The organism is Streptomyces sp. NPDC021019 (assembly GCF_044333295.1).
Lineage (GTDB): Bacteria > Actinomycetota > Actinomycetes > Streptomycetales > Streptomycetaceae > Streptomyces.
This window is the reverse complement of record NZ_JBIRQR010000001.1, coordinates 272,410-290,772: the sequence shown is the minus strand read 5'-3', so window position 1 is coordinate 290,772 and position 18,363 is coordinate 272,410. Positions and strand designations below refer to the sequence as shown.

At 72.4% G+C, this 18,363-nt stretch carries 16 protein-coding genes and 2 tRNA genes; 6 read left to right on the top strand and 12 right to left on the bottom strand.

Going from position 1 to position 18,363, the window contains the following annotated elements:
- Positions 1-2: 2 nt before the first annotated feature.
- Genes ACH4RG_RS01300 through xerC form a run of 3 tightly spaced genes read left to right on the top strand, consistent with a single transcriptional unit; the run spans position 3 to position 2,127 of the window.
- Positions 3-1,460, top strand: a complete 1,458-nt coding sequence (locus tag ACH4RG_RS01300; RefSeq protein WP_398538905.1) for a replication initiator — start codon at positions 3-5, stop codon at positions 1,458-1,460.
- On the top strand, positions 1,457-1,639 hold the full coding sequence (locus tag ACH4RG_RS01295; RefSeq protein ID WP_019324615.1) for a helix-turn-helix domain-containing protein: 183 nt from the start codon (positions 1,457-1,459) through the stop codon (positions 1,637-1,639). Before ACH4RG_RS01300 ends, ACH4RG_RS01295 begins: the two co-directional genes overlap by 4 nt.
- Positions 1,639-2,127, top strand: coding sequence for a tyrosine recombinase XerC (gene xerC, locus ACH4RG_RS01290; RefSeq protein WP_398538904.1), 489 nt, complete (start codon positions 1,639-1,641; stop codon positions 2,125-2,127). Before ACH4RG_RS01295 ends, xerC begins: the two co-directional genes overlap by 1 nt.
- A gap of 67 nt (positions 2,128-2,194) precedes the next feature.
- Here xerC and ACH4RG_RS01285 read toward each other — a convergent pair whose 3' ends face one another.
- The 4 genes from ACH4RG_RS01285 to ACH4RG_RS01270 all read right to left on the bottom strand — a co-directional run bounded on the left by ACH4RG_RS01285 (position 2,195) and on the right by ACH4RG_RS01270 (position 3,532).
- Positions 2,195-2,380 carry a hypothetical protein gene (locus ACH4RG_RS01285; protein WP_398538903.1) on the bottom strand — a complete coding sequence of 62 codons (186 nt, stop codon included), beginning with the start codon at positions 2,378-2,380 and terminating at the stop codon, positions 2,195-2,197.
- Positions 2,377-2,616, bottom strand: coding sequence for a DUF2188 domain-containing protein (locus tag ACH4RG_RS01280; RefSeq protein WP_398538902.1), 240 nt, complete (start codon positions 2,614-2,616; stop codon positions 2,377-2,379). The genes ACH4RG_RS01285 and ACH4RG_RS01280 overlap by 4 nt, the downstream gene beginning before the upstream one ends.
- A 513-nt stretch (positions 2,617-3,129) precedes the next feature.
- A tRNA-Arg gene (locus ACH4RG_RS01275) sits at positions 3,130-3,202 on the bottom strand.
- Between the two features lie 239 nt (positions 3,203-3,441).
- Positions 3,442-3,532: transfer RNA gene (locus tag ACH4RG_RS01270), tRNA-Ser, on the bottom strand.
- Positions 3,533-3,821: 289 nt separating this feature from the next.
- Between ACH4RG_RS01270 and ACH4RG_RS01265 the strand changes: the two genes are divergently transcribed.
- The gene (locus ACH4RG_RS01265; protein WP_397918611.1) at positions 3,822-4,391 is read left to right on the top strand and encodes an SSI family serine proteinase inhibitor; all 570 of its coding nucleotides are present in this window, start codon (positions 3,822-3,824) and stop codon (positions 4,389-4,391) included.
- 303 nt (positions 4,392-4,694) lie between these two features.
- Positions 4,695-8,894: a PAS domain-containing protein gene (locus ACH4RG_RS01260; RefSeq protein WP_398538901.1), complete on the top strand. Its 4,200-nt coding sequence runs from the start codon at positions 4,695-4,697 to the stop codon at positions 8,892-8,894.
- A gap of 103 nt (positions 8,895-8,997) precedes the next feature.
- Here ACH4RG_RS01260 and ACH4RG_RS01255 read toward each other — a convergent pair whose 3' ends face one another.
- From ACH4RG_RS01255 to ACH4RG_RS01220, 8 genes are all read right to left on the bottom strand, one after another.
- Positions 8,998-10,650: a long-chain fatty acid--CoA ligase gene (locus ACH4RG_RS01255; protein ID WP_398539376.1), complete on the bottom strand. Its 1,653-nt coding sequence runs from the start codon at positions 10,648-10,650 to the stop codon at positions 8,998-9,000.
- A 199-nt stretch (positions 10,651-10,849) separates the two neighbouring features.
- Positions 10,850-11,413, bottom strand: a complete 564-nt coding sequence (locus tag ACH4RG_RS01250; protein WP_012380021.1) for a SigE family RNA polymerase sigma factor — start codon at positions 11,411-11,413, stop codon at positions 10,850-10,852.
- 170 nt (positions 11,414-11,583) lie between these two features.
- Positions 11,584-12,750, bottom strand: coding sequence for a lipid-transfer protein (locus ACH4RG_RS01245; RefSeq protein ID WP_397918617.1), 1,167 nt, complete (start codon positions 12,748-12,750; stop codon positions 11,584-11,586).
- Positions 12,747-13,175 (bottom strand): MaoC family dehydratase, encoded by a 429-nt coding sequence (locus ACH4RG_RS01240; protein WP_397918619.1) that lies wholly within the window; start codon positions 13,173-13,175, stop codon positions 12,747-12,749. Before ACH4RG_RS01240 ends, ACH4RG_RS01245 begins: the two co-directional genes overlap by 4 nt.
- Positions 13,172-14,215, bottom strand: coding sequence for an acyl-CoA dehydrogenase family protein (locus ACH4RG_RS01235; protein WP_398538900.1), 1,044 nt, complete (start codon positions 14,213-14,215; stop codon positions 13,172-13,174). Before ACH4RG_RS01235 ends, ACH4RG_RS01240 begins: the two co-directional genes overlap by 4 nt.
- A 1-nt stretch (position 14,216) precedes the next feature.
- Complete coding sequence (locus tag ACH4RG_RS01230; RefSeq protein ID WP_398538899.1) at positions 14,217-15,302, bottom strand: bifunctional MaoC family dehydratase N-terminal/OB-fold nucleic acid binding domain-containing protein; 1,086 nt, start codon at positions 15,300-15,302, stop codon at positions 14,217-14,219.
- The gene (locus tag ACH4RG_RS01225) at positions 15,299-16,507 is read right to left on the bottom strand and encodes an acyl-CoA dehydrogenase family protein (protein ID WP_398538898.1); all 1,209 of its coding nucleotides are present in this window, start codon (positions 16,505-16,507) and stop codon (positions 15,299-15,301) included. The genes ACH4RG_RS01230 and ACH4RG_RS01225 overlap by 4 nt, the downstream gene beginning before the upstream one ends.
- A gap of 243 nt (positions 16,508-16,750) precedes the next feature.
- Complete coding sequence (locus tag ACH4RG_RS01220; RefSeq protein ID WP_397918627.1) at positions 16,751-17,065, bottom strand: hypothetical protein; 315 nt, start codon at positions 17,063-17,065, stop codon at positions 16,751-16,753.
- Positions 17,066-17,409: 344 nt separating this feature from the next.
- On the opposite strand from ACH4RG_RS01220, the gene ACH4RG_RS01215 reads away from it, so the two are divergent.
- Positions 17,410-18,363 (top strand): bifunctional DNA primase/polymerase, encoded by a 954-nt coding sequence (locus ACH4RG_RS01215; RefSeq protein ID WP_397918629.1) that lies wholly within the window; start codon positions 17,410-17,412, stop codon positions 18,361-18,363.

The following is an 18,363-nucleotide window of genomic DNA, read 5'->3' as shown; positions in this document are numbered from 1 at the left end:
CGATGCCCCGCGACCTCGACCTGCGGCACGTGATCAGCCCCGCTGTCCGGGACCTGATCGAATTGGCCAACCTCGGCGACTTCGACCGCACCCGCGAACAGATCAACCGCCTGCGCGGCTGCACCCGTCCGATCAACCTCGTCGGCCACACCACCACCCGCGACCACACCACCGGCGAAACGATCCGCTCGTACTCCACCAGCGACGAGCCCACCGGACGTCTGCTAACCACCTGCGGCAACCGTCGCGCCTCCCGCTGCCCCACCTGCTCCCGCCTCTACGCCGCCGACACCTACCACCTCATCCGCGCCGGACTCTCCGGCGGCAAGAACGTCCCCGAAACCATCCGCACCCACCCCAGGGTCTTCCTGACCCTCACCGCGCCCTCCTTCGGCCCTGTCCACAACCGACCCACCACCAAGGACGGCAAGCCCCAGCCCTGCCGCTGCGGCACCCGGCACCCCGAGAGCGCCCCCGAACTCGGCACCCCTCTCAGCCCGAAGACGTACGACTACACCGGCGCCGTGCTCTGGAACGCCCATGCAAGCGCTCTTTGGGCACGCTTCACCCTCAACCTCCGCCGCACCCTCGCCGCAAACTTCGGCATCACGCAGAAGGGCATGAACGCGGCCCTGCGGATCTCCTTCGCGAAGGTCGCCGAGTACCAGCAGCGCGGTCTGGTCCACTTCCACGCCGTCATCCGCTTCGACGGCCCCGACGGCCACACCAGCCCCCCGCCAGCCTGGGCCAGCACAGACCACCTCCTCCGCGCGGTCAAGCCCGCGCTGAAGCGGACCACCCTGACCGTTGTCTCCGACACCGTGGGGGACCGGGAAATCGGCTGGGGCAAGAGGTTCAAGGTGGACGAGATCACCGCGCTCGGCGACGGCGAACTCACTGACAAGGCGGTGGCGGGCTACATCGCCAAGTACGCCACAAAGAGTGCCGAGGACTCCGGAACGGTTGACCGTTCGTTGGTCTGCCGGACCTGCTCCGGCCGTGGCAGGGTCGGCGGCCGAATCCGGGAGTTGTGCCCCGACTGCGAAGGCACCCGCCAGGCCGAACCCCTGCGAGACCTGCCCGTCCACCAGCACGTGCGGCAGATGATCCGCACCGCCTGGGACCTCGGCGGCCTGCCCGAGTTCGCAGACCTCAAGCTCTGTAAGTGGGCCCACATGCTCGGCTTCCGCGGCCACTTCTCCACCAAGTCCCGCGCCTACTCCACCACCCTCGGCGCCCTCCGCGACGTCCGCCGCGCCTGGCGCCTCGCCCAGGCCGACGCCGCCCGCGTCCGCGCCGGCCACTCCGTACCCGCCCCGGACACGGTGCTCGTCACCGAGTCCTCCTGGGCCTACCTCGCCTCCGGCTACCGCCCCGGCGAAGAACTCCTCGCCAACCAGACCCGCCACGACATCAACCAGGCCCAACGCCGCAAGCACGAAGGGCTGGAGCCTGCATGACGACCGCCGTACTCACCGTGGACCAGGTCGCCGAGCGTCTCGGCATCAGCCGCTGGAAGGTCCACGACCTGATCCGCTCCCGCGAACTCGCCTCTTTCAAGATCGGCCGCTGCCGGCGCATCAGCGAAGCCGCGCTGGACGCCTACGTATCCCTCCGCACCGAACAGGAAGCCGCCTGATGGCCAAGCCGAAGAAGAACGCCAACAACGAGGGCACTATCTACCAGCGCAAGGACGGCCGCTGGGAGGGCAGCGCGTACGTCCTGACGACGGACGGCACGTACAAGCGGCGCAGCCGCGTCCAGCAGATCGCCGACCAGAAGGCCGCGGGTCACAACTGGAAGGGAACGGGGCAGGGCCTCGTCTTCACGACGAAGAACGGGACTCCCATAGAGCCCCGCAACCTGAACCGGTCCTTCGAGGCCCTGTCCGCCCGCGCCGGCGTCCGCAAGGTCCGCTTCCACGACCTGCGCCACACGTGCGCGTCCCTGCTCCATGAACAGGGTGCCGATGCCCGAATGATCATGGAGGTTCTGGGCCACAGCTCTATCCGCGTGACCATGGACATCTACACCTTCGTGCGGCTGGACTCCCAGCGCTCCGCCTTCGACCGCGTCGGGGATGCGCTGAGGGGTGACAACAATCAGGCTGACGACGACAGCTGGTGACCTTCGCAGCAACAAGAACGGGCCCCACCAAGTCGGTGAGGGCCCGCTCTCTTTCCGTGTCAGTGGATCAACTGGCGAGCTGCTCGACCGTCTCCACTCTCGCGGCCCGGATCCGGAGTGTCACGATCTTGTCGCCCCTACCGTCGATCCCGTAGAAGTCGATGTAGTCGCCGACGGTGGAGAACCCGATCGCCTCGACTTCACGCTCACTGTCGAAGCCTTTGTTGATCACGTACTTGTGCGTCGAGGTCATCCCTTCGACCGCCTCGGGTCGTTCCCCGGGGCGACGGTGTTCTGCTCCCGCACCTGGCCGTTCTTGCCGCGAACGCGAAGCTCTCCGCCACCGTCGTTGGCCAGGATCTCTTTGGCACGAGCGACTGCCTCTGCCTGAGTCGGCAGGACCGCACTGGCCCTCTCGGCTCCGGGCTTCGTCACCGCCCAGCCATCGTCGCGCTTGGACACATCCCGGGTGTTGGGTCGATCTGCCATGGCACATCCGTTTCCGGAGCCGGACGCGCCGAGCTGCCCATCTTGGAGGAACCAAGAGAGGGCGATAAGGTCCCAAGGCGCGACCAACGCATCAGGCCCCATTGCCGTGCGCCCAACCCCAAGTTGGGCCCCGGTTGGGGCCTGTTTTGGTTTGGCGGATCAAGTGAAGCACCCCGGATGGCCCGCCAGCAAGCAAGACACCCCAACATGCGCCATGGGGTGCGTCGACACACCACAACATCTTGTGTTTCCGGCAGAGCCCAACACCAGAGTACCGATGCCCACCGACAACCCGGATGGCTCAGCAGGGCCGGCCAGACTCAACGGCACCGAGGGCTTCACCAATCAAGGTCACTGTGATCCAGGGGCGAACCTCGCCTGACGTCGGCAAGGTGAATCGCCCTTCGCCTCCGCGAGGGGGGTAGCGCGATCGAAGCGGTTGCCGTCAATCACTGCCGTCACGACATACGACAGAGGCCCTCAGGATCTCTCCTGAGGGCCTCTGGCCTGCTGTGCACTCGGCAGGATTCGAACCTGCAACCTTCTGATCCGTAGTCAGATGCTCTATCCGTTAAGCTACGAGTGCTTGGCGTTCCGGGCTTTTTTCTCCCCGGTCGGCGTTGCGAGAACAACATTACATGACCTGCGCCGTGACGCGAAATCCATTGGCCGCACCCCTGCCGACCTGGGGGAACGGCCTCCCGAGGCCCCTCTCGGCCACCCTCCCGAACCAGCGGTGAACCGACCCCGGCACCCCCTCCGCGCGCTCGCGCCTCCCGGAACGGCCGAAGCCCCGTGCCAGGGGCACGGGGCTTCGGGGTGGGGCGGAGGCGGAGGGATTTGAACCCTCGATGGGCTTTAAGACCCAAACCGCATTAGCAGTGCGGCGCCATAGACCGGACTAGGCGACGCCTCCAACACACCTCGCGCGGACGCGAGTGGTGCGTGCAGATGATGACACAGTTGAGCGTCGTGCCACCAATCGCCGCACACGTTACTAGGCCCCCGGGGGCCAGGGCAAAGCAGTTCGGCGTGGTGCCGCAACGTCCGGGCGTGGTGCGCGTTAGAGAGGGGTGGGGGCTCCGGTCTCCGTCAGTCGTCGTCGCCCGTCAGTCGAACGTCAGCCGTGGCGCCCGGGCGGGTCGGTGATCACCCGTGACCGCCGCCCGTGGCCGACCCCGCTGCAGAGATCCTGGAGCTTCCGCATGCTGCGCCGTCTCGCCCTCACCGCCGTCGTCTCGCTCGCCGCGCTCGCCACCGCCGTGCCCGCGTCCACCGCCTCCGGCCCCGGGTCCTCCGGTCCGACGCCCGCCGCCGTGCCCACCTCCGGGCCGTTCGCCGCCGCCCGACCCTCCCTCGGGCCACTGCCCATGCCCCTCCCGCTGCCCGGGTTCCCGGAGGGAGGGGACGGGAAGGGCGCGGGTGAGGCGAGCGAGGTACTGACGCGGCTCACCGTGTCCGTCGAGAACACCGGGGTCGCCGGGGCCGACGGCACCTTCGAGCTGGAGTGCGGGCCCACCGGGGGCAGCCACCCGCGGGGGCAGGCGGCCTGTGACCGGCTCGCGGAGGCCGGCGCCACCCGGGCCGGGCGGCAGGAGCTGTTCCGGCCGACCCCGGAGGGCACGATGTGCACGATGATCCACGGCGGCGACGCCACCGCGCGCATCGTGGGCACCTGGGAGGGACGGGCCGTGGACACCACCGCGAGCCGCCGCGACGGATGCGAGATCGCGCGCTGGAACAGCCTCGTACCGGTGCTCCCGGACGTTCGATAGCCCGTCGGCGACGACGTACAAGCATTCGCCTCCGCGTGTCCGCCGCAGACGGATCCGGAGGCCCGCGGGCCCCGAAGGACCTGGCAGCGTCGCACGTCCGCGCACGTCACAAGGTGCACGGACGCTCACGTCAGGGGCCCGCGGCGTACACGTCGCGCACAGAACCTTGGTGAGAGCTCCCCCTCATCCGCCGCCCCCCGGGCCTCCCCTGCCCTTAGACTCCTCCAGTGACAGTCTGCGGCCCGAGGGGCAAGATGGGGCCCGCTGTCGGCAAGGTGCGGTAATCAGGGAGGAAGCGTCGTCGTGAGCAGCAGGCCATCCCGAGGCACTGCTCGCCTCGCAGCCATACTCGATGCCCTTCCTGACGGGCTTCTGCTCGTCAATTGCAACGGCACGGTCGTCAACGCCAACGCCATCGCCCTCGAGATGTTCGAGACCCCGGGCACCGCGCTCGTCGGTCGCGGACTGCTCGATCTGCTGCCGGAGTTCGACTCCAAGCTGATCCCGGGTTCGATGCGCCGGCCCGAGGCTGCGGACGAGCAGGGCAGGACCAAGCCGACGCGGATGACCGCGCGGCGCACCGACGGCCACGAGTACCCGGTCGAGGTCACCAGCGCGAGCCTCGACAGCGGGCAGGCCGCGTACAACGACATCCACTCCAGCTACACCGGCGACGAGCTGCTCATGCTCGTCGTGCGGGACCTCTCCGGCACCGTCGACACCGAGGCGGAGCTGGCCCGTTCGCAGCGGCAGACCGAGATGATCCTGCGGGCCGCATCCGAGGGCGTCGTCGGCACGGACACCGACGGGCGCGTCGTCCTCGTCAACCCCGCCGCCGCGCAGATCCTCGGCTTCCGGGCCAGTGACCTCGGCGGCCAGGAACTGCATCCGCTGATCCTGCACTCGCGGGCGGAGGGCGAGCCGTTCCCGTACGAGGACTCCCCGCTCGCCGACACCCTCAAGTCCGGGCGCAAGCACCGGGTGCGCGGGCAGGTGCTGTGGTCCAAGAGCGGCGCGCAGGTGCCGGTGGACCTCACGACCGCGCCGGTACGGGACGGGGACCAGCTCGTCGGCGCGGTGATGACGTTCACCGACCGCCGGCCGTACGAGGAGTTGTCGACGCAGCACAAGAGCGTCGTCGCCGAGCTGACCAGGAGCCACTCCGCCGAAGTCACCGCGCTCAAGGAGGCGCACGCCGCCGAGCTGGAGGCGCTGAAGGAGGCACACACCGCCGAACTCGCCGACCGCAGCGAGCGGTACGCCGCCGAGATCGAGGGACAGGCCGAGCTGCTCGCCTCCCTGGGCGCCCAGCACTCCCAGCTCACCGCCGTCCTCGGCGGTTCGCTGCGCGGGCCCCTGGAGGAGCTGCGCGGCGAGCTGACCACGCTCGCCTCCGACCCGGCCGGCCAGCTGTGGCCCGAGGCCAACCAGATCCTGCACCATCTCGCCGCCGGGTACGCCCGGATGACCACGCTCGTCGACAACGTGCTGGAGTACCAGCGCCTGGACGCGGGGGTGGAGGGGCTGCGCAAGGCCCCGGCGATGGTGGACGGCATCGTCACGGGCGGTATCGACGGGGCGGTCGAGCTGATCGGTCCCGGGCGCGCCCAGTTCGCCGTGCACGCCCCGCCGATCGAGGCCGAGGTCGACGCGCCCCGGCTCGCGACCGCCATCGCCCATCTCGTCGCGGACGTCTGCGGCGTCGATTCGACCGGCAAGGCCCGGGCCGTTCCCGGGGGCGGCTATGTCGATTCCACCGTGGTCGTGGCCGCGGCCCAGCGTGGTGACCTCGTACGGATCGAGGTGCGCGGCCCGTTCGCCGGGGGCGACCCGGTGCACGAGCCGATCGTGCGCGGCATCGTCCGGGCGCACGGAGGGGTCCTCCAGACGCACGAGATGCCGGGCATGAACGGCAGCGCGTACGTGCTCGACCTGCCCATCGGCACCGCGTCCGGCACGATCGCGCCCCCGGAGACGGACGGCACCGCGCTGCTGCCGGAACCTCCCCCCGCCGCCTCCTCGTCGCCCGAAGGGCTGGGAGCCCCGGGCGTCACCAGCGGCGGCCGGCGCCGGGCGCGCAGGTCCTCCACCGACGCGTTCCTGGATGGTGGCCCCGGCCGTACGGAGAGCGTCGGCGACGACGCGGTCGAGGCCGTGGCTCCCGCTCCCGACGACCGTCCGGCCGCCGAGCCGACCGGGCGGCGGCGGGCGCGCCGCGGACCGGCCGCGTCCGAGGAGCAGCAGGCTCCCGAGCTGATCCCGGCCCAGCAGGGCGAGGGTTCCGGGCGGCGGCGCGGTCGGCCCAGCCCGGCCGAGTCGGCCCCGGGCATGGTCCCGGCTGACGCGCGGGACCAGCCCCAGCCACCGCAGCGGGGGGCGCTGGCCCTGACCTCCGCCCCGTCCGCGGCGCCCACCGCCCCTTCCGAGGGGTCGGTCGTCACCGCGGCCGAGAACGCCCAGGGCGGCGGTCGTCCGCAGCTCGGACAGACCGTGCCGCCGCAGGGCGTCCCGGTCGACCCGCAGCAGCCCGTACCGCCCACCGGTCGGCGGGCCCGCCGTGAGGGCGAGCCCGCCCGCCCCGCCCTGCCCGCCCTCGCCCCCGCGTCCGCGCCCGCCAACAGCGGCAACAGCGGCGTCGAGAGCAACGACGGTCGCCCCGGGGCGGAGCCGTCCCAGCAGCCCGGGGGGCGGCGTGCCCGGCGCGCGCTGGCCGCCGCCCAGGAGCGCATCGCGGCCGACGCCGGGCCGCGCACCGCCCTCGCCCTGCCGCCCGCCGACGCGGACCGGGCGCCGCTCGTCCCCGACGCCCCGGTGGCGCCCGGCGACGGGGCGAGCACGCACCACGCGCGCACCGCACCGGAGGCCGGTCACACGCCTCCGCAGGCGCACCCCGTCGCCCCGGCGCGCACCGGCCCGCAGGCGGACGGAACCTCCGGGCAGGGCTTCCCGGCCGCACCCGGAGCAGCCCACGCGCCTCGCCTTCCCGGGGCGGTGCCCCATGCGCCCGGCCCGCACGACGGCGGCGGCGTACCGCAGGCTCCGAGCCCCACGCCGGAGCTCGCGCCGTGGGGCGACACCGGGCAGAACGCCCACCCCGACACCGCCCACCCCGACACCGCCCGCTCCGACGCCGGGCAGACCGGCGCCGGGCGGACCGCCCACACCACCGGCGTCGCGGCCGTCGCCGATCCGGCGGCGCACCCGGCCGACGGTGACGCGGGCGTCCCGGCCCCGGACGCGCGGCGGCAGCCGCTGCCCGCCGAGGAGCCGATGCCGGACGGCGGCAACCCCGACTCGACGCAGGGGAGGGCCTTCAGCGTGCGAACGCTGGGCCAGGGCGTGCCGTTCGCCCAGCACCTCGCGCACCAGCAGAACCAGCCGCATCAGAGCCTCGGCGGGGCCGGCAGGCGTCGCAAGCTCGCCGCCCCGCCGGAGGGCGACCGCTCCCCGACCCGGACCACCGGCGACCAGCCGGGCCCGGCACAGCCGTCGGGCCCGCAGGCTCCCGGGCCGCAGCACCAGCCCTTCACGCACCCCCAGGGCCAGGACCAGGGGCCGGACCAGGCGCAGGAGCCCGGTCGGCCGGGTCAGCCGGAGCAGGTCGGGCCCGGCGCCGCCTACGGTGAGGGGCAACTGCTCGCGCCGCCGGTCGCGGAGGGGCGCGCGTACGCCATAGGGGCGCCCGACGAGGGGGCGGAGGGTCCCGAGCCGCTGGACGGGCCAGGGGGCGCGGTCGAGGTCGCCAACCGGCCGCACCCGCACCCGGTCGACGACGAGCTGCCGCCCGAGCCGCTGGACAACCCGCGTCGGCTGCTGGTCTGGCCCGCGCCCGACGTGCCGACCCAGCAGGCGCTCAGCGACCGGGGCTACCGTCCGGTGATCGTGAACTCCCGCGAGGAGGTCGACGCCCAGATCGCCGCGTTCCCCGCCGCGCTCTTCGTCGACCCGCTGACCGGCCCCATCACCCGTACCGCGTTGCAGTCGCTGCGTCAGGCGGCCGTCGCGGCCGAGGTCCCGGTGCTGGTCACCGCCGGTCTGGGGCAGGCGACCCGCGAAGCGGCGTACGGCGCCGACCCGGCCGTCCTGCTCAAGGCCCTGGCCCCCCGCGACAGCGAGCAGCATCCCTCGCGGGTGCTCCTGATCGAGGAGCACGAGGAGATCGCGATGGCGCTGACGCAGACCCTGGAGCGGCGCGGGATGCAGGTGGCGCGTGCCGCGACGGACAGCGAGGCCGTCGACCTGGCGAGCCGGATGCGGCCGAACCTGGTGGTGATGGACCTGATGCAGGTACGCCGCCGACGCGCGGGGATCATCGACTGGCTGCGGGCCAACGGGCAGCTGAACCGCACCCCGCTGGTCGTCTACACCTCGGCCGGGATGGACCAGGCGGAGCTGCCGCGGCTCACGTCGGGCGAAACCGTCCTCTTCCTGGCCGAACGGTCGACCAGCGACGAGGTCCAGTCGCGGATCGTGGACCTGCTGGCGAAGATCGGCACCAACTAGGGCCTCCCGACGGACGCGGGAAGCGGAACAGGGCGGGGGCGGTACGGGTGGTCCCGTACCGCCCCCGCCCTGTTTCACGTGAAACAGCAGAGGAACCCAGGCCTCAGAGCCGGGTGACGTCCAGCTCGCCCTCCGCGTACTGCTTGCGGATCACCTTCTTGTCGAACTTGCCGACGCTCGTCTTCGGCACGGCGGCGATCACCGACCAGCGCTCCGGCAGCTGCCACTTGGCGATGCCCGACTCGGCGAGGAACTCCCTCAGCGCCCCGTAGTCGGTCCCGGTGGCCCCCTCCTTGAGCACCACCGTCGCCAGCGGCCGTTCGCCCCACTTCTCGTCCGGAACGGCGACGACCGCCGCCTCCGCGACGTCCGGGTGGGCCATCAGCGCGTTCTCCAGCTCGACGCTGGAGATCCACTCGCCGCCCGACTTGATGACGTCCTTGGCCCGGTCGGTGAGGGTGAGGTAGCCGTCGGTGCTGATCACACCGACATCCCCGGTCTTCAGCCAGCCGTCCTCGCTGAACTTGTCCTCGGGGCGCAGGTGCTCGCCGTCGGCGCCGCCGTAGTAGGCGGCGGCGATCCAAGGGCCCTTGACCTCCAGCTCACCGGCCGACTCGCCGTCCCACGGAAGGTGCTCCCCACCGGGGCCGACCAGCCGTGCCTCGACCCCGGCGGGGAAGCGGCCCTGGGTGACCCGGTACGGCCGCTCCTCGTCGGCGCTCAGACCGGCGGGCGGGTTGGCCATGGTGCCGAGCGGCGAGGTCTCCGTCATGCCCCAGGCGTGGCAGAGCCGGACGCCGAGCTTGTCGTACGCCTCCATCAGCGAGGGCGGACAGGCCGCGCCGCCGATGGTCACGTTGGCCATGGAGGTGAGGTCGCGCGGGTTGGCGGTGACCTCGGCGAGCAGGCCCTGCCAGATGGTGGGAACGGCGGCGGCGTGCGTCGGGCGCTCGCGCTCGATCATGTCGGCGAGCGGAACGGGCTGGAGGAAGCGGTCCGGCATGAGCATGTTGACCCCGCTCATAAACGCGGCGTGCGGCAGTCCCCAGGCGTTCACATGGAACTGGGGCACGACGACGAGCGTGGTGTCCCTGTCGGTCAGCCCCATCGACTCGGTCATGTTGACCTGCATCGAGTGCAGGTAGATCGAGCGGTGCGAGAAGACGACGCCCTTGGGGTCGCCCGTGGTGCCGGAGGTGTAGCACATGGCCGCGGCCTGGCGTTCATCCAGCTCCGGCCAGTCGTACGTGGTGGGGCGGCCGGCGATCAGTTCCTCGTACTCGTGCACGCGCGGCGTGACTCCGGCGAGGCCGGAACGGTCGCCGGGGCCGGCCACGACCACGTGCTCGACGCTCGGCAGGTGCGGCAGCAGCGGCACGAGGAGCGGCAGCAGTGAGCCGTTGACGATCACCACCTTGTCATCCGCGTGGTTGACGACCCAGGCGAGCTGCTCGGGCGGCAGCCGGAGGTTGAGGGTGTGGAGCACGGCGCCCATGGAGGGGATGGCGAGGTACGCCTCGACGTGGACGGCGTTGTTCCACATGAGCGTCGCGACCCTCTGGTCGCCGTCGACGCCCAGCTCGTCGCGGAGCGCGTTGGCCAGCCGGGTGGCGCGTGCGCCGATCTCGGCGAAGGTGACGCGGTGCGGCTCGGGTTCGCCGGTCCAGGTCGTGACCTGCGACTTCCCGTGGATCGTCATCCCGTGGTGCAGGATGCGGGTGACAGTCAGCGGTACGTCCTGCATGGTGCTCAGCACGGCGTCCTCCCGGTAGGCGCTACGCGGCAGTAAGGTTCCGCTGATTCTGCGCACATACCACACGGTATGTCACTACTCGCGGGAAGATTCCTGCTGCGGAGCCTGCCCCGGCCCCTGCCTCGGAGCTGAGGCGGAGCATGTGGCGACACCCGTGGAGGGGCCTTCCGGACCGTCCGGATTACGTGCCGGGCCGCCCGGATCAGCGGACCGGCGTCAGCTCCGGGTCCTCGCGGAGCTTGCCGAGGGCACGGGAGACCGCGCTCTTGACCGTACCGATCGACACGCCGAGCACCTCCGCCGTCTGGGCCTCGCTCAGATCCTCGTAATAGCGCAGGACGACCATCGCGCGCTGGCGGTCCGGGAGCTTGAGCACCGCTCGCCACATCGCGTCGTGCAACGACTGCTGCTCGGCCGGGTCCGGCGCCGGAAAGGCCTCCCGCTCGGGCAGCTCCTCGCACGCGAACTCGTCGACCTTGCGCTTGCGCCACTGCGAGGTGCGGGTGTTGAGCAGCGCCCGCCGGACGTAGCCGTCCAGCGCCCGGTGGTCCTCGATCCGCTCCCACGCGACATACGTCTTGGCCAGCGCGGTCTGCAGCAGGTCCTCCGCGTCGCACGGATTCGCGGTGAGCGAGCGCGCGGTACGCAGCAGGACCGGTCCACGGGCCCGTACGTACGAGGAGAACGACGCGTAGGGCGCGTGGGGGTGGCCGGCGGCGGTGGCAGAGGCCGCCCTGGAGGCGCCCGTGCAGACTGGCGTGGTCATGTACTCCACGCTAGGAGCGGGCGCCGCCGAGGGGATCGCCCCCAGGTCCCGAAGGCTCGTCCGCCTCAGGTTGTAGGGGGTGTGCGCCCTGCACCTCCTGAAGGTGGACGGGCCTCCGCCCGGCCGTAAGGGTCCGCCCCCGAGAGCCCTCGGGGGCCGGGCGTCGCCGCTCAGCCGTCCGCACCGATGACCAGGCCCGACGTCGGCACCCCCGCACCCGCCGTGACCAGCGACCTCACCGCCCCCGCCACCTGGTTCACCGAGGTCCCACGGATCTGCCGGACGGCCTCCGCGACGCCGTTCATCCCGTGGAGGTACGCCTCCCCCAACTGACCCCCATGGGTGTTCAGGGGCAGCGCGTCCGCGGCGACGAACGCCCCGGCCTCCCCGGGGCCGCAGAAACCGAACTCCTCCAGCTGCATCAGGACGAACGGGGTGAAGTGGTCGTAGAGGATGCCCACGTCGATGTCGGCCGGCGACAGTCCGGAGCTGCGCCACAGCTGCCGGGCGACCACGGCGGTCTCCGGCAGGCCGGTCAGCCCGTCCCGGTAGAAGCTCGTCATCTGTTCCTGCGAACGGCCCGCGCCCTGGGCCGCCGCGACGACGACGGCGGGCGGCCGGGGCAGGTCGCGGGCGCGCTCCAGGCTCGTGACGACGAGGGCCTGGCCGCCGTCCGTCTCCTGGCAGCAGTCCAGCAGCCGCAGCGGCTCCACGATCCAGCGGGACGCGGCGTGGTCGGCGAGCGTGATCGGCTTCCCGTGGAAGTACGCCGCCGGGTTCCGCGCCGCGTTCCGCCGGTCGACCACCGCCACGTGCCCGAAGACCTCCGGTTCGAGGCCGTACGCGTGGAGGTAGCGCTGGGCCGCCATCGCCACCCAGGAGGCCGGGGTGAGCAGCCCGTACGGCAGGTTCCAGCCGAGCGCCGCGCCCTCGGCGGTGGGCTCGCGCCGCTGGACGCCGGAGCCGAAGCGGCGGCCGGAGCGCTCGTTGAAGGCCCGGTAGCAGACGACGACGTCCGCGATCCCGCTCGCCACCGCGAGGGCGGCCTGCTGCACGGTGGCGCAGGCCGCGCCGCCGCCGTAGTGGATCCGGGAGAAGAACGACAGCTCGCCGATCCCGGCCGCCTGGGCGACGGTGATCTCGGGGCTGGTGTCCATGGTGAAGGTGACGAGCCCGTCCACGTCGGCGGGGGTGAGACCCGCGTCGTCGAGGGCGGCGCGGACGGCCTCGACGGCCAGCTTCAGCTCGCTGCGGCCGGAGTCCTTGGAGAACTCGGTGGCCCCGATGCCGACGATCGCGGCCTTCCCGCCGAGCGAGTCGGCCCTGCGGATGCTCATGCTCCGGCCCTTTCGTCGCTCGGGCCCGGCAGGGTCACGACGACCGTGCCGGTGACGTGGCGGCCGATGCCGTTGTCGCCGATGACGGCGATTGTCGCGCGTACGGGCTCTTCGCCGGCCAGCTCCGTGACTCGCCCGGTCAACCACAACGTGTCACCCGGGTAGTTGGGGACGCCGAGGCGGATCGTGACCTTGCGCAGGACGGCGTTCGGGCCGAAGTGGTCGGTGACGTAGCGGCCGACGAGCCCGTTGGTGGTGAGGATGTTCATGAAGATGTCGGGGGAGCCCTTCTCCCGGGCCAGGTCCGCGTCGTGGTGCACGTCCTGGTAGTCGCGCGAAGCGATGGCCCCGGCGACGATCAGGGTCCGGGTCAGCGGGATCTCCAGGGGCGGCAGCACATCGTCGATGCCGTACGTATGCGTCACGACGCGTCCCCCTGACCGCTGTGCTCGAGCAACAGGCCCAGTTCCTCCAGGACTTCGCTGCCGCAGCCGAGATACGCGTCGAGCTGGCGCCCCCAGAGGAAGTGCCGGTGAACGGGGTGATCGAGGTCGGCCCCGGCGCCCCCGTGCAGATGCCGGCCCGCGTGGACGACCCGCTTGCCCGCCTCCGAGGCCCACCAGGCGGCGGTCAGCGCGGCCGCCCCGTACTCGCGTCCGTCGTCCCGCCGCCAGGCCGCCTCGTACGCGGTGACCCGGATCGCCTCGGTGTCCATGTGGGCCTCGGCGGCGCGGAGCAGAACCCCCTGGTTGGTGGAGAGCGGGCGCCCGAACTGCTGGCGGGTGACGGTGTGGTGGACCGCGCGGGCGAGTGAGCCCGCGCACACCCCGGCCTGGAGTCCGGCGAACGCGGTACGGGCGGCGGCGAGGACGGCCGCGTACGCCTCCGGCCCGCGCCCCAGACGCTCCCCGCGTACGCCGTCGAGAACCAGCCGCCCCGCCGCCCAGGGCGCGGTCGTCTCCACGGGCACCACGGCCACGCCCGGCGCGCCCGCCTCGACGATCCACAGGGCCCGGTCGGCGTCCGCCACCAGCACCTGGGTGGCGTCGCGCAGCCAGGGCACCCAGGGCACGGCCCCGTGCAGCGCACCCCCTGACGTGTGTACGCCGCCCCGCGCCGGGAAGGCGCCCGTCGCCACCGCCGTACCGTCGCGCAGACCGGGGAGCAGGCGCTCGCGCTGCTCGGGCGCCCCGTGCTCGGCGATCGCGAGCAGCCCGTACACGCAGGTGGCCGCGAACGGGACCTGCGCGGTGGTCCGGCCCTGTTCCTCCAGGAGCAGGACGAGGTCGAGCAGCCCGATGTCCTCGACCGCGCCGGGCAGCCCGGCCGCGCACAGCTCCTTCCACAGTTCCGCGTCGGTGCCCGTTCCCGCCGCCGCCAGCCGCTCGTGGGTGGACAGGTCGCCGAAGACGCTCGCGGCCAGTCCCTGTGCGGCGGACTGCTCCTCGCTCGGGGTGAAGTCCATCTCAACCGCCTTCGCTCGCCCGGAAGACGGGCAGTTCCAGGTCGGGGTCCGTGACGAGGAACTCCAGGTGCACGGGCATGCCGACGCGGACCTCCTCGTACGGCACACCGATCACGTTGCTGACGATGCGGACGCCCTCGGCCAGCTCGATGAGCGCGACGGCGTACGGTCCGCCCCCGCCGGACGGGCTGAAGGCGGGGAACGGCGGGTGATGCATCACGACATGGCTGAAGACCGTGCCCCGGCCGCTCGCCTCGACCGTGTCCCACTCCGCCCCGCCGCAGGCGTTGCAGCCGGGCAGCCAGGGGAGGCGCAGGGCCGCGCAGTCGGTGCAGCGCTGGATGAGGAGCCGGTGGTCGGCGACTCCGGCCCAGAAGCCGGCGTTGTCGCGGTTGATCACCGGGCGGGGGCGCAGAGGGGGATCAGCGGGCTTCTCCCGTTGCGCGGGGCGGTACTTGAGAATGCGGAAGCGGTGCGTACCGGCGGGCTCGCCGTCGGCGCGGACGTCCGTGCGGGTGGTGACGAAGTAGCCGGTGCCGAGCTGGGTCGTCTTGCGCCGGGAGACGGACTCGATGACCGTGTCGAAGGTGATCCGGTCGCCGGGGCGCAGCGGGCGCGCGTACTCCTGCTCGCAGTCGGTCGCGACGACCGAGGTGTAGCCGCCGCCGTCGAGCAGGGCGAACATCTCGTCGTACGCCGCGGAGCGCCCTGTTCCGTCCGTGTGCCCGGAGAGCCCGCCCATCGTCCACGCCTGGAGCATCGTGGGCGGGGCGACGGCGTCCGGCCCCCGGTAGGCGGCCGAGGTGTCGCCCATCGCCTCGCACCAGTGCCGGATCATGGGCTCGTTGACCGGGTCCTTGCCCCTGCCCCCGGTGGCGGCGGCGCGGCCCTCGTAGGCGGCGAGCCGCTCGTACAGCCGATCCCGGACGTCATGCGCCCGGCTGCCGTCGGGCCCCTTGCCGTCAGGCTGGGGGCTGCCGTCGGGCCCCTTGCCGACAGGCTGGGGGCTGCCGTCGGGCTCACGACGGCTCTCGCCCTCCCTGCCGCCCTGCTCCCGGCTTCCGTCCTCACGCTCCCGCTCGCTCATCGCTTGCTCCGGGTCATCCCGAGTCGGGCCGTGGCGACGATCTCGCGCTGGACCTCGCCGACACCGCCACCGAAGGTGTTGATCTGCGCCGCGCGGTTCATCCGCTCCAGCTCACCGCCGGGTCCGAAGCAGCCGGGAGAGCCGCCCCGGAGCAGGGCGGCGTCCCCGACGGCCTCCTGGCACATCCGGTAGACCTCGACCGCGCTCTCGGTGCCCGCGAACTTCACCCCGCTGGCCTCTCCGGGGGCGGGCGCTCCGGCGCCGACGGCGTCGACCAGCCGCCAGTTCAACAGGCGCGTCGCCGTGAGCCGGGCGAACGCCTCCGCGAGCCGGGCGCGCACCCACGGCTCGTCGACCCGGCGGCGCCCGGTCACGGGATCGGGGGTACGGGCATGGGCGAGTGCTTCCTCGTAGAAGTCCTCGGCCTGCATGCCGATCGCGGCCAGGGCGACGCGTTCGTGGTTGAGCTGGCTGGTGATGAGCTTCCAGCCGCCGTTCTCCTCGCCGACGAGGTTCGCGGCCGGGACGCGTACGCCGTCGTAGTAGGTGGCGGTGGTGGTGACCCCGCCCACCGTCCGGATCGGCGTCCAGGAGAAGCCGGGGCAGTCCGTGGGCACCAGGATGATCGAGATGCCACGGTGCTTGGGAGCCTCGGGATCCGTACGGCAGGCGAGCCAGATCCAGTCCGCCTGCTGGGCGTTGCTGGTGAAGATCTTCTGGCCGTCGATGACCCAGTCGTCGCCGTCCCGCACGGCACGGGTCCGCAGCGCCGCCAGGTCCGTACCGGCATCGGGTTCGCTGTAGCCGATCGCGAAGACGAGGTCGCCGCCGAGGATGCGGGGCAGGAAGTACGCCTTCTGCTCCTCGGTCCCGTACGCCATCAGGGTCGGGCCGACGGTGTTGAGCGTGACCATGGAGACCGGGGCGCCGGCCCGGTACGCCTCGTCGAAGAAGACGAACTGCTCGCCGGGGCCCAGGCCCCGGCGACCGTACTCCTCGGGCCAGCCGAGACCGAGCAGGCCGTCGGCGCCGATCCGGCGGAGCAGCCGCCGCTGCTCGCCCGCGTCCGGCCGGCCGTCCCTGCTCTCCCCCTTCCCGTCGCCTTCCCCCGTTCCTCCGCCCGCCGCGTCGGGCATCAGCGCGCTGAAGTACGAACGGAGTTCGGCACGGAGCCGCTGGTGGCGTTCCGTCGGAGCGAGATGCACGGAGGAGCCTCCAGAGCCGCGGATACGGAGAAGCCGGAGCCCTCCCGTCCGGCTACCCGCGTACCCGGCGACCGGCGTCGGCTCCGACGTTTCTGACTGTCCGTCAGACGCCGTTCCGTGTCAAGACGGCGGCAGCCCGCCCGAGGACACCTGGGTGCCTTCGCGCGGGCTGCCGTTCGGCCTGCCGGAACCCACCCCCCGGGAGGTCCCGACGACCGCGTCACCCGTGTCGCCCGAGGCGGATCACCAGAAGATGGGCGTGAAGTTCACCGCGACACTGTGGTCGGACTGGTCGATCGGCACGAAGGCCGAGTCGTTCACCTGGGCGGACGTGTTCTGGTTCGACGCACCGGCCCCGACCGCCTGCTGCTGGGTGGTGGACGAGTTGCCGGTGTTGATGCCGCCGACGCCGCTGCCGTCGACCGTCGCCACGGCCGCGTTCGATCCGTCGTTCGCGAAGGAGCCGTTGTCCGCCATGGCGACACCGCCGCAGAGCGCGACGGTCAGAGGCAGAGCGGCGACAGCGGCGAGGGTGCGAGCGGTACGGATACGTGCCATGTCATTTCCTCCAGGAAACGGAATTGCGGCTTCATATTCGGCTGGTTCCGGGGGAGTTGGCCGACCACCCCGGTGCTGTTCACAACGTCGCGAGACCAGAGTTGCCCAGGACGCCCTCGGCGAACCCCTCCCCACCACCCGATTCCCCCTCACGTATGACGAAGAGCGCATAAACCTCCCGCGCCACAAGAAAGCCCAGGTCAGCGAAGTGACCTCGGTGACCCGTTGGCACGCCCGGGAAGAAGCGTTCCGCCACCCACCCCTCCCGAGCACCTCCACCCCACTCCCGACCTCCTCCGGACCTCCCTCTTCCTTTATTCGAACGCGTGTACGAAACTGAATCCATGGCCATCATCGACCGGCAGACCCCCACCCTGGCCCTCGCCCATGCCCTCGCCGCCGCCGGGCGCGGCCTCCCCGTCTTCCCGCTCTCCGCCACCAAGCTCCCCGCACTGCGCTCGCCGCACCGGGGGAAGCGGCCGTCGGCGCACTGCCGGGGAGAGTGCGGGCTGCCGGGACACGGGGTGCACGACGCCACGACCGACCCCGCGGCCGTCCGCGCCCTGTTCGCCGCGGCGCCCCGCGCCACCGGCTACGGCATCGCCTGCGGACGGGCCCCGCACCGCCTCGTCGGCATCGACCTGGACGTCGACCCCGCGTACGGCAGCGACGCGGCGGGCGCGCTGCGGCAGCTGGCCCTCCAGCACCTGTTCACCATCCCGCCGACGGTCACGGTGCTCACCCCGAGCGGCGGCCGCCACCTCTGGCTGACCGGCCCCGCCGACACCGCGGTCCCCAACTCCGCCGGCCGCCTCGCCCCGGGCATCGACATCCGCGGCAGCGGCGGCTACCTGGTCGGCCCCGGCTCGGTCACAGCACACGGCCGCTACCGCCTGGCCCCAGGCACCGCCCACCTGACCCCGGCCCCCTGCCCCCGCGCCCTGCTCCGCCTCCTTACCCCACCGCCCCGCCGCGCCCCGCGCACGGGTACGAGCCCGGCCCCCGGCACCGCGTCCGGACCGGCCACCAGCACGGGCCCCGACGCACCGGCGACCGCGGCCCGTCGCGGGGAGGGCCTGATCCAGTTCGTGCTGGCCGCCCACGAGGGACAGCGCAACACCCGCCTGTTCTGGGCGGCCTGCCGCGCCTACGAGCACGGCTTCGGCGACGCCCTGGCCGACGGGCTCACCGCCGCCGCCGTCCGCACCGGACTGCCGGAACACGAGGCCCGCGCCGCGATCGCCTCGGCGGCACGGCTGACCTCGGGGCGGGGCGAGGAGCACGACGGCGCGGCCTGA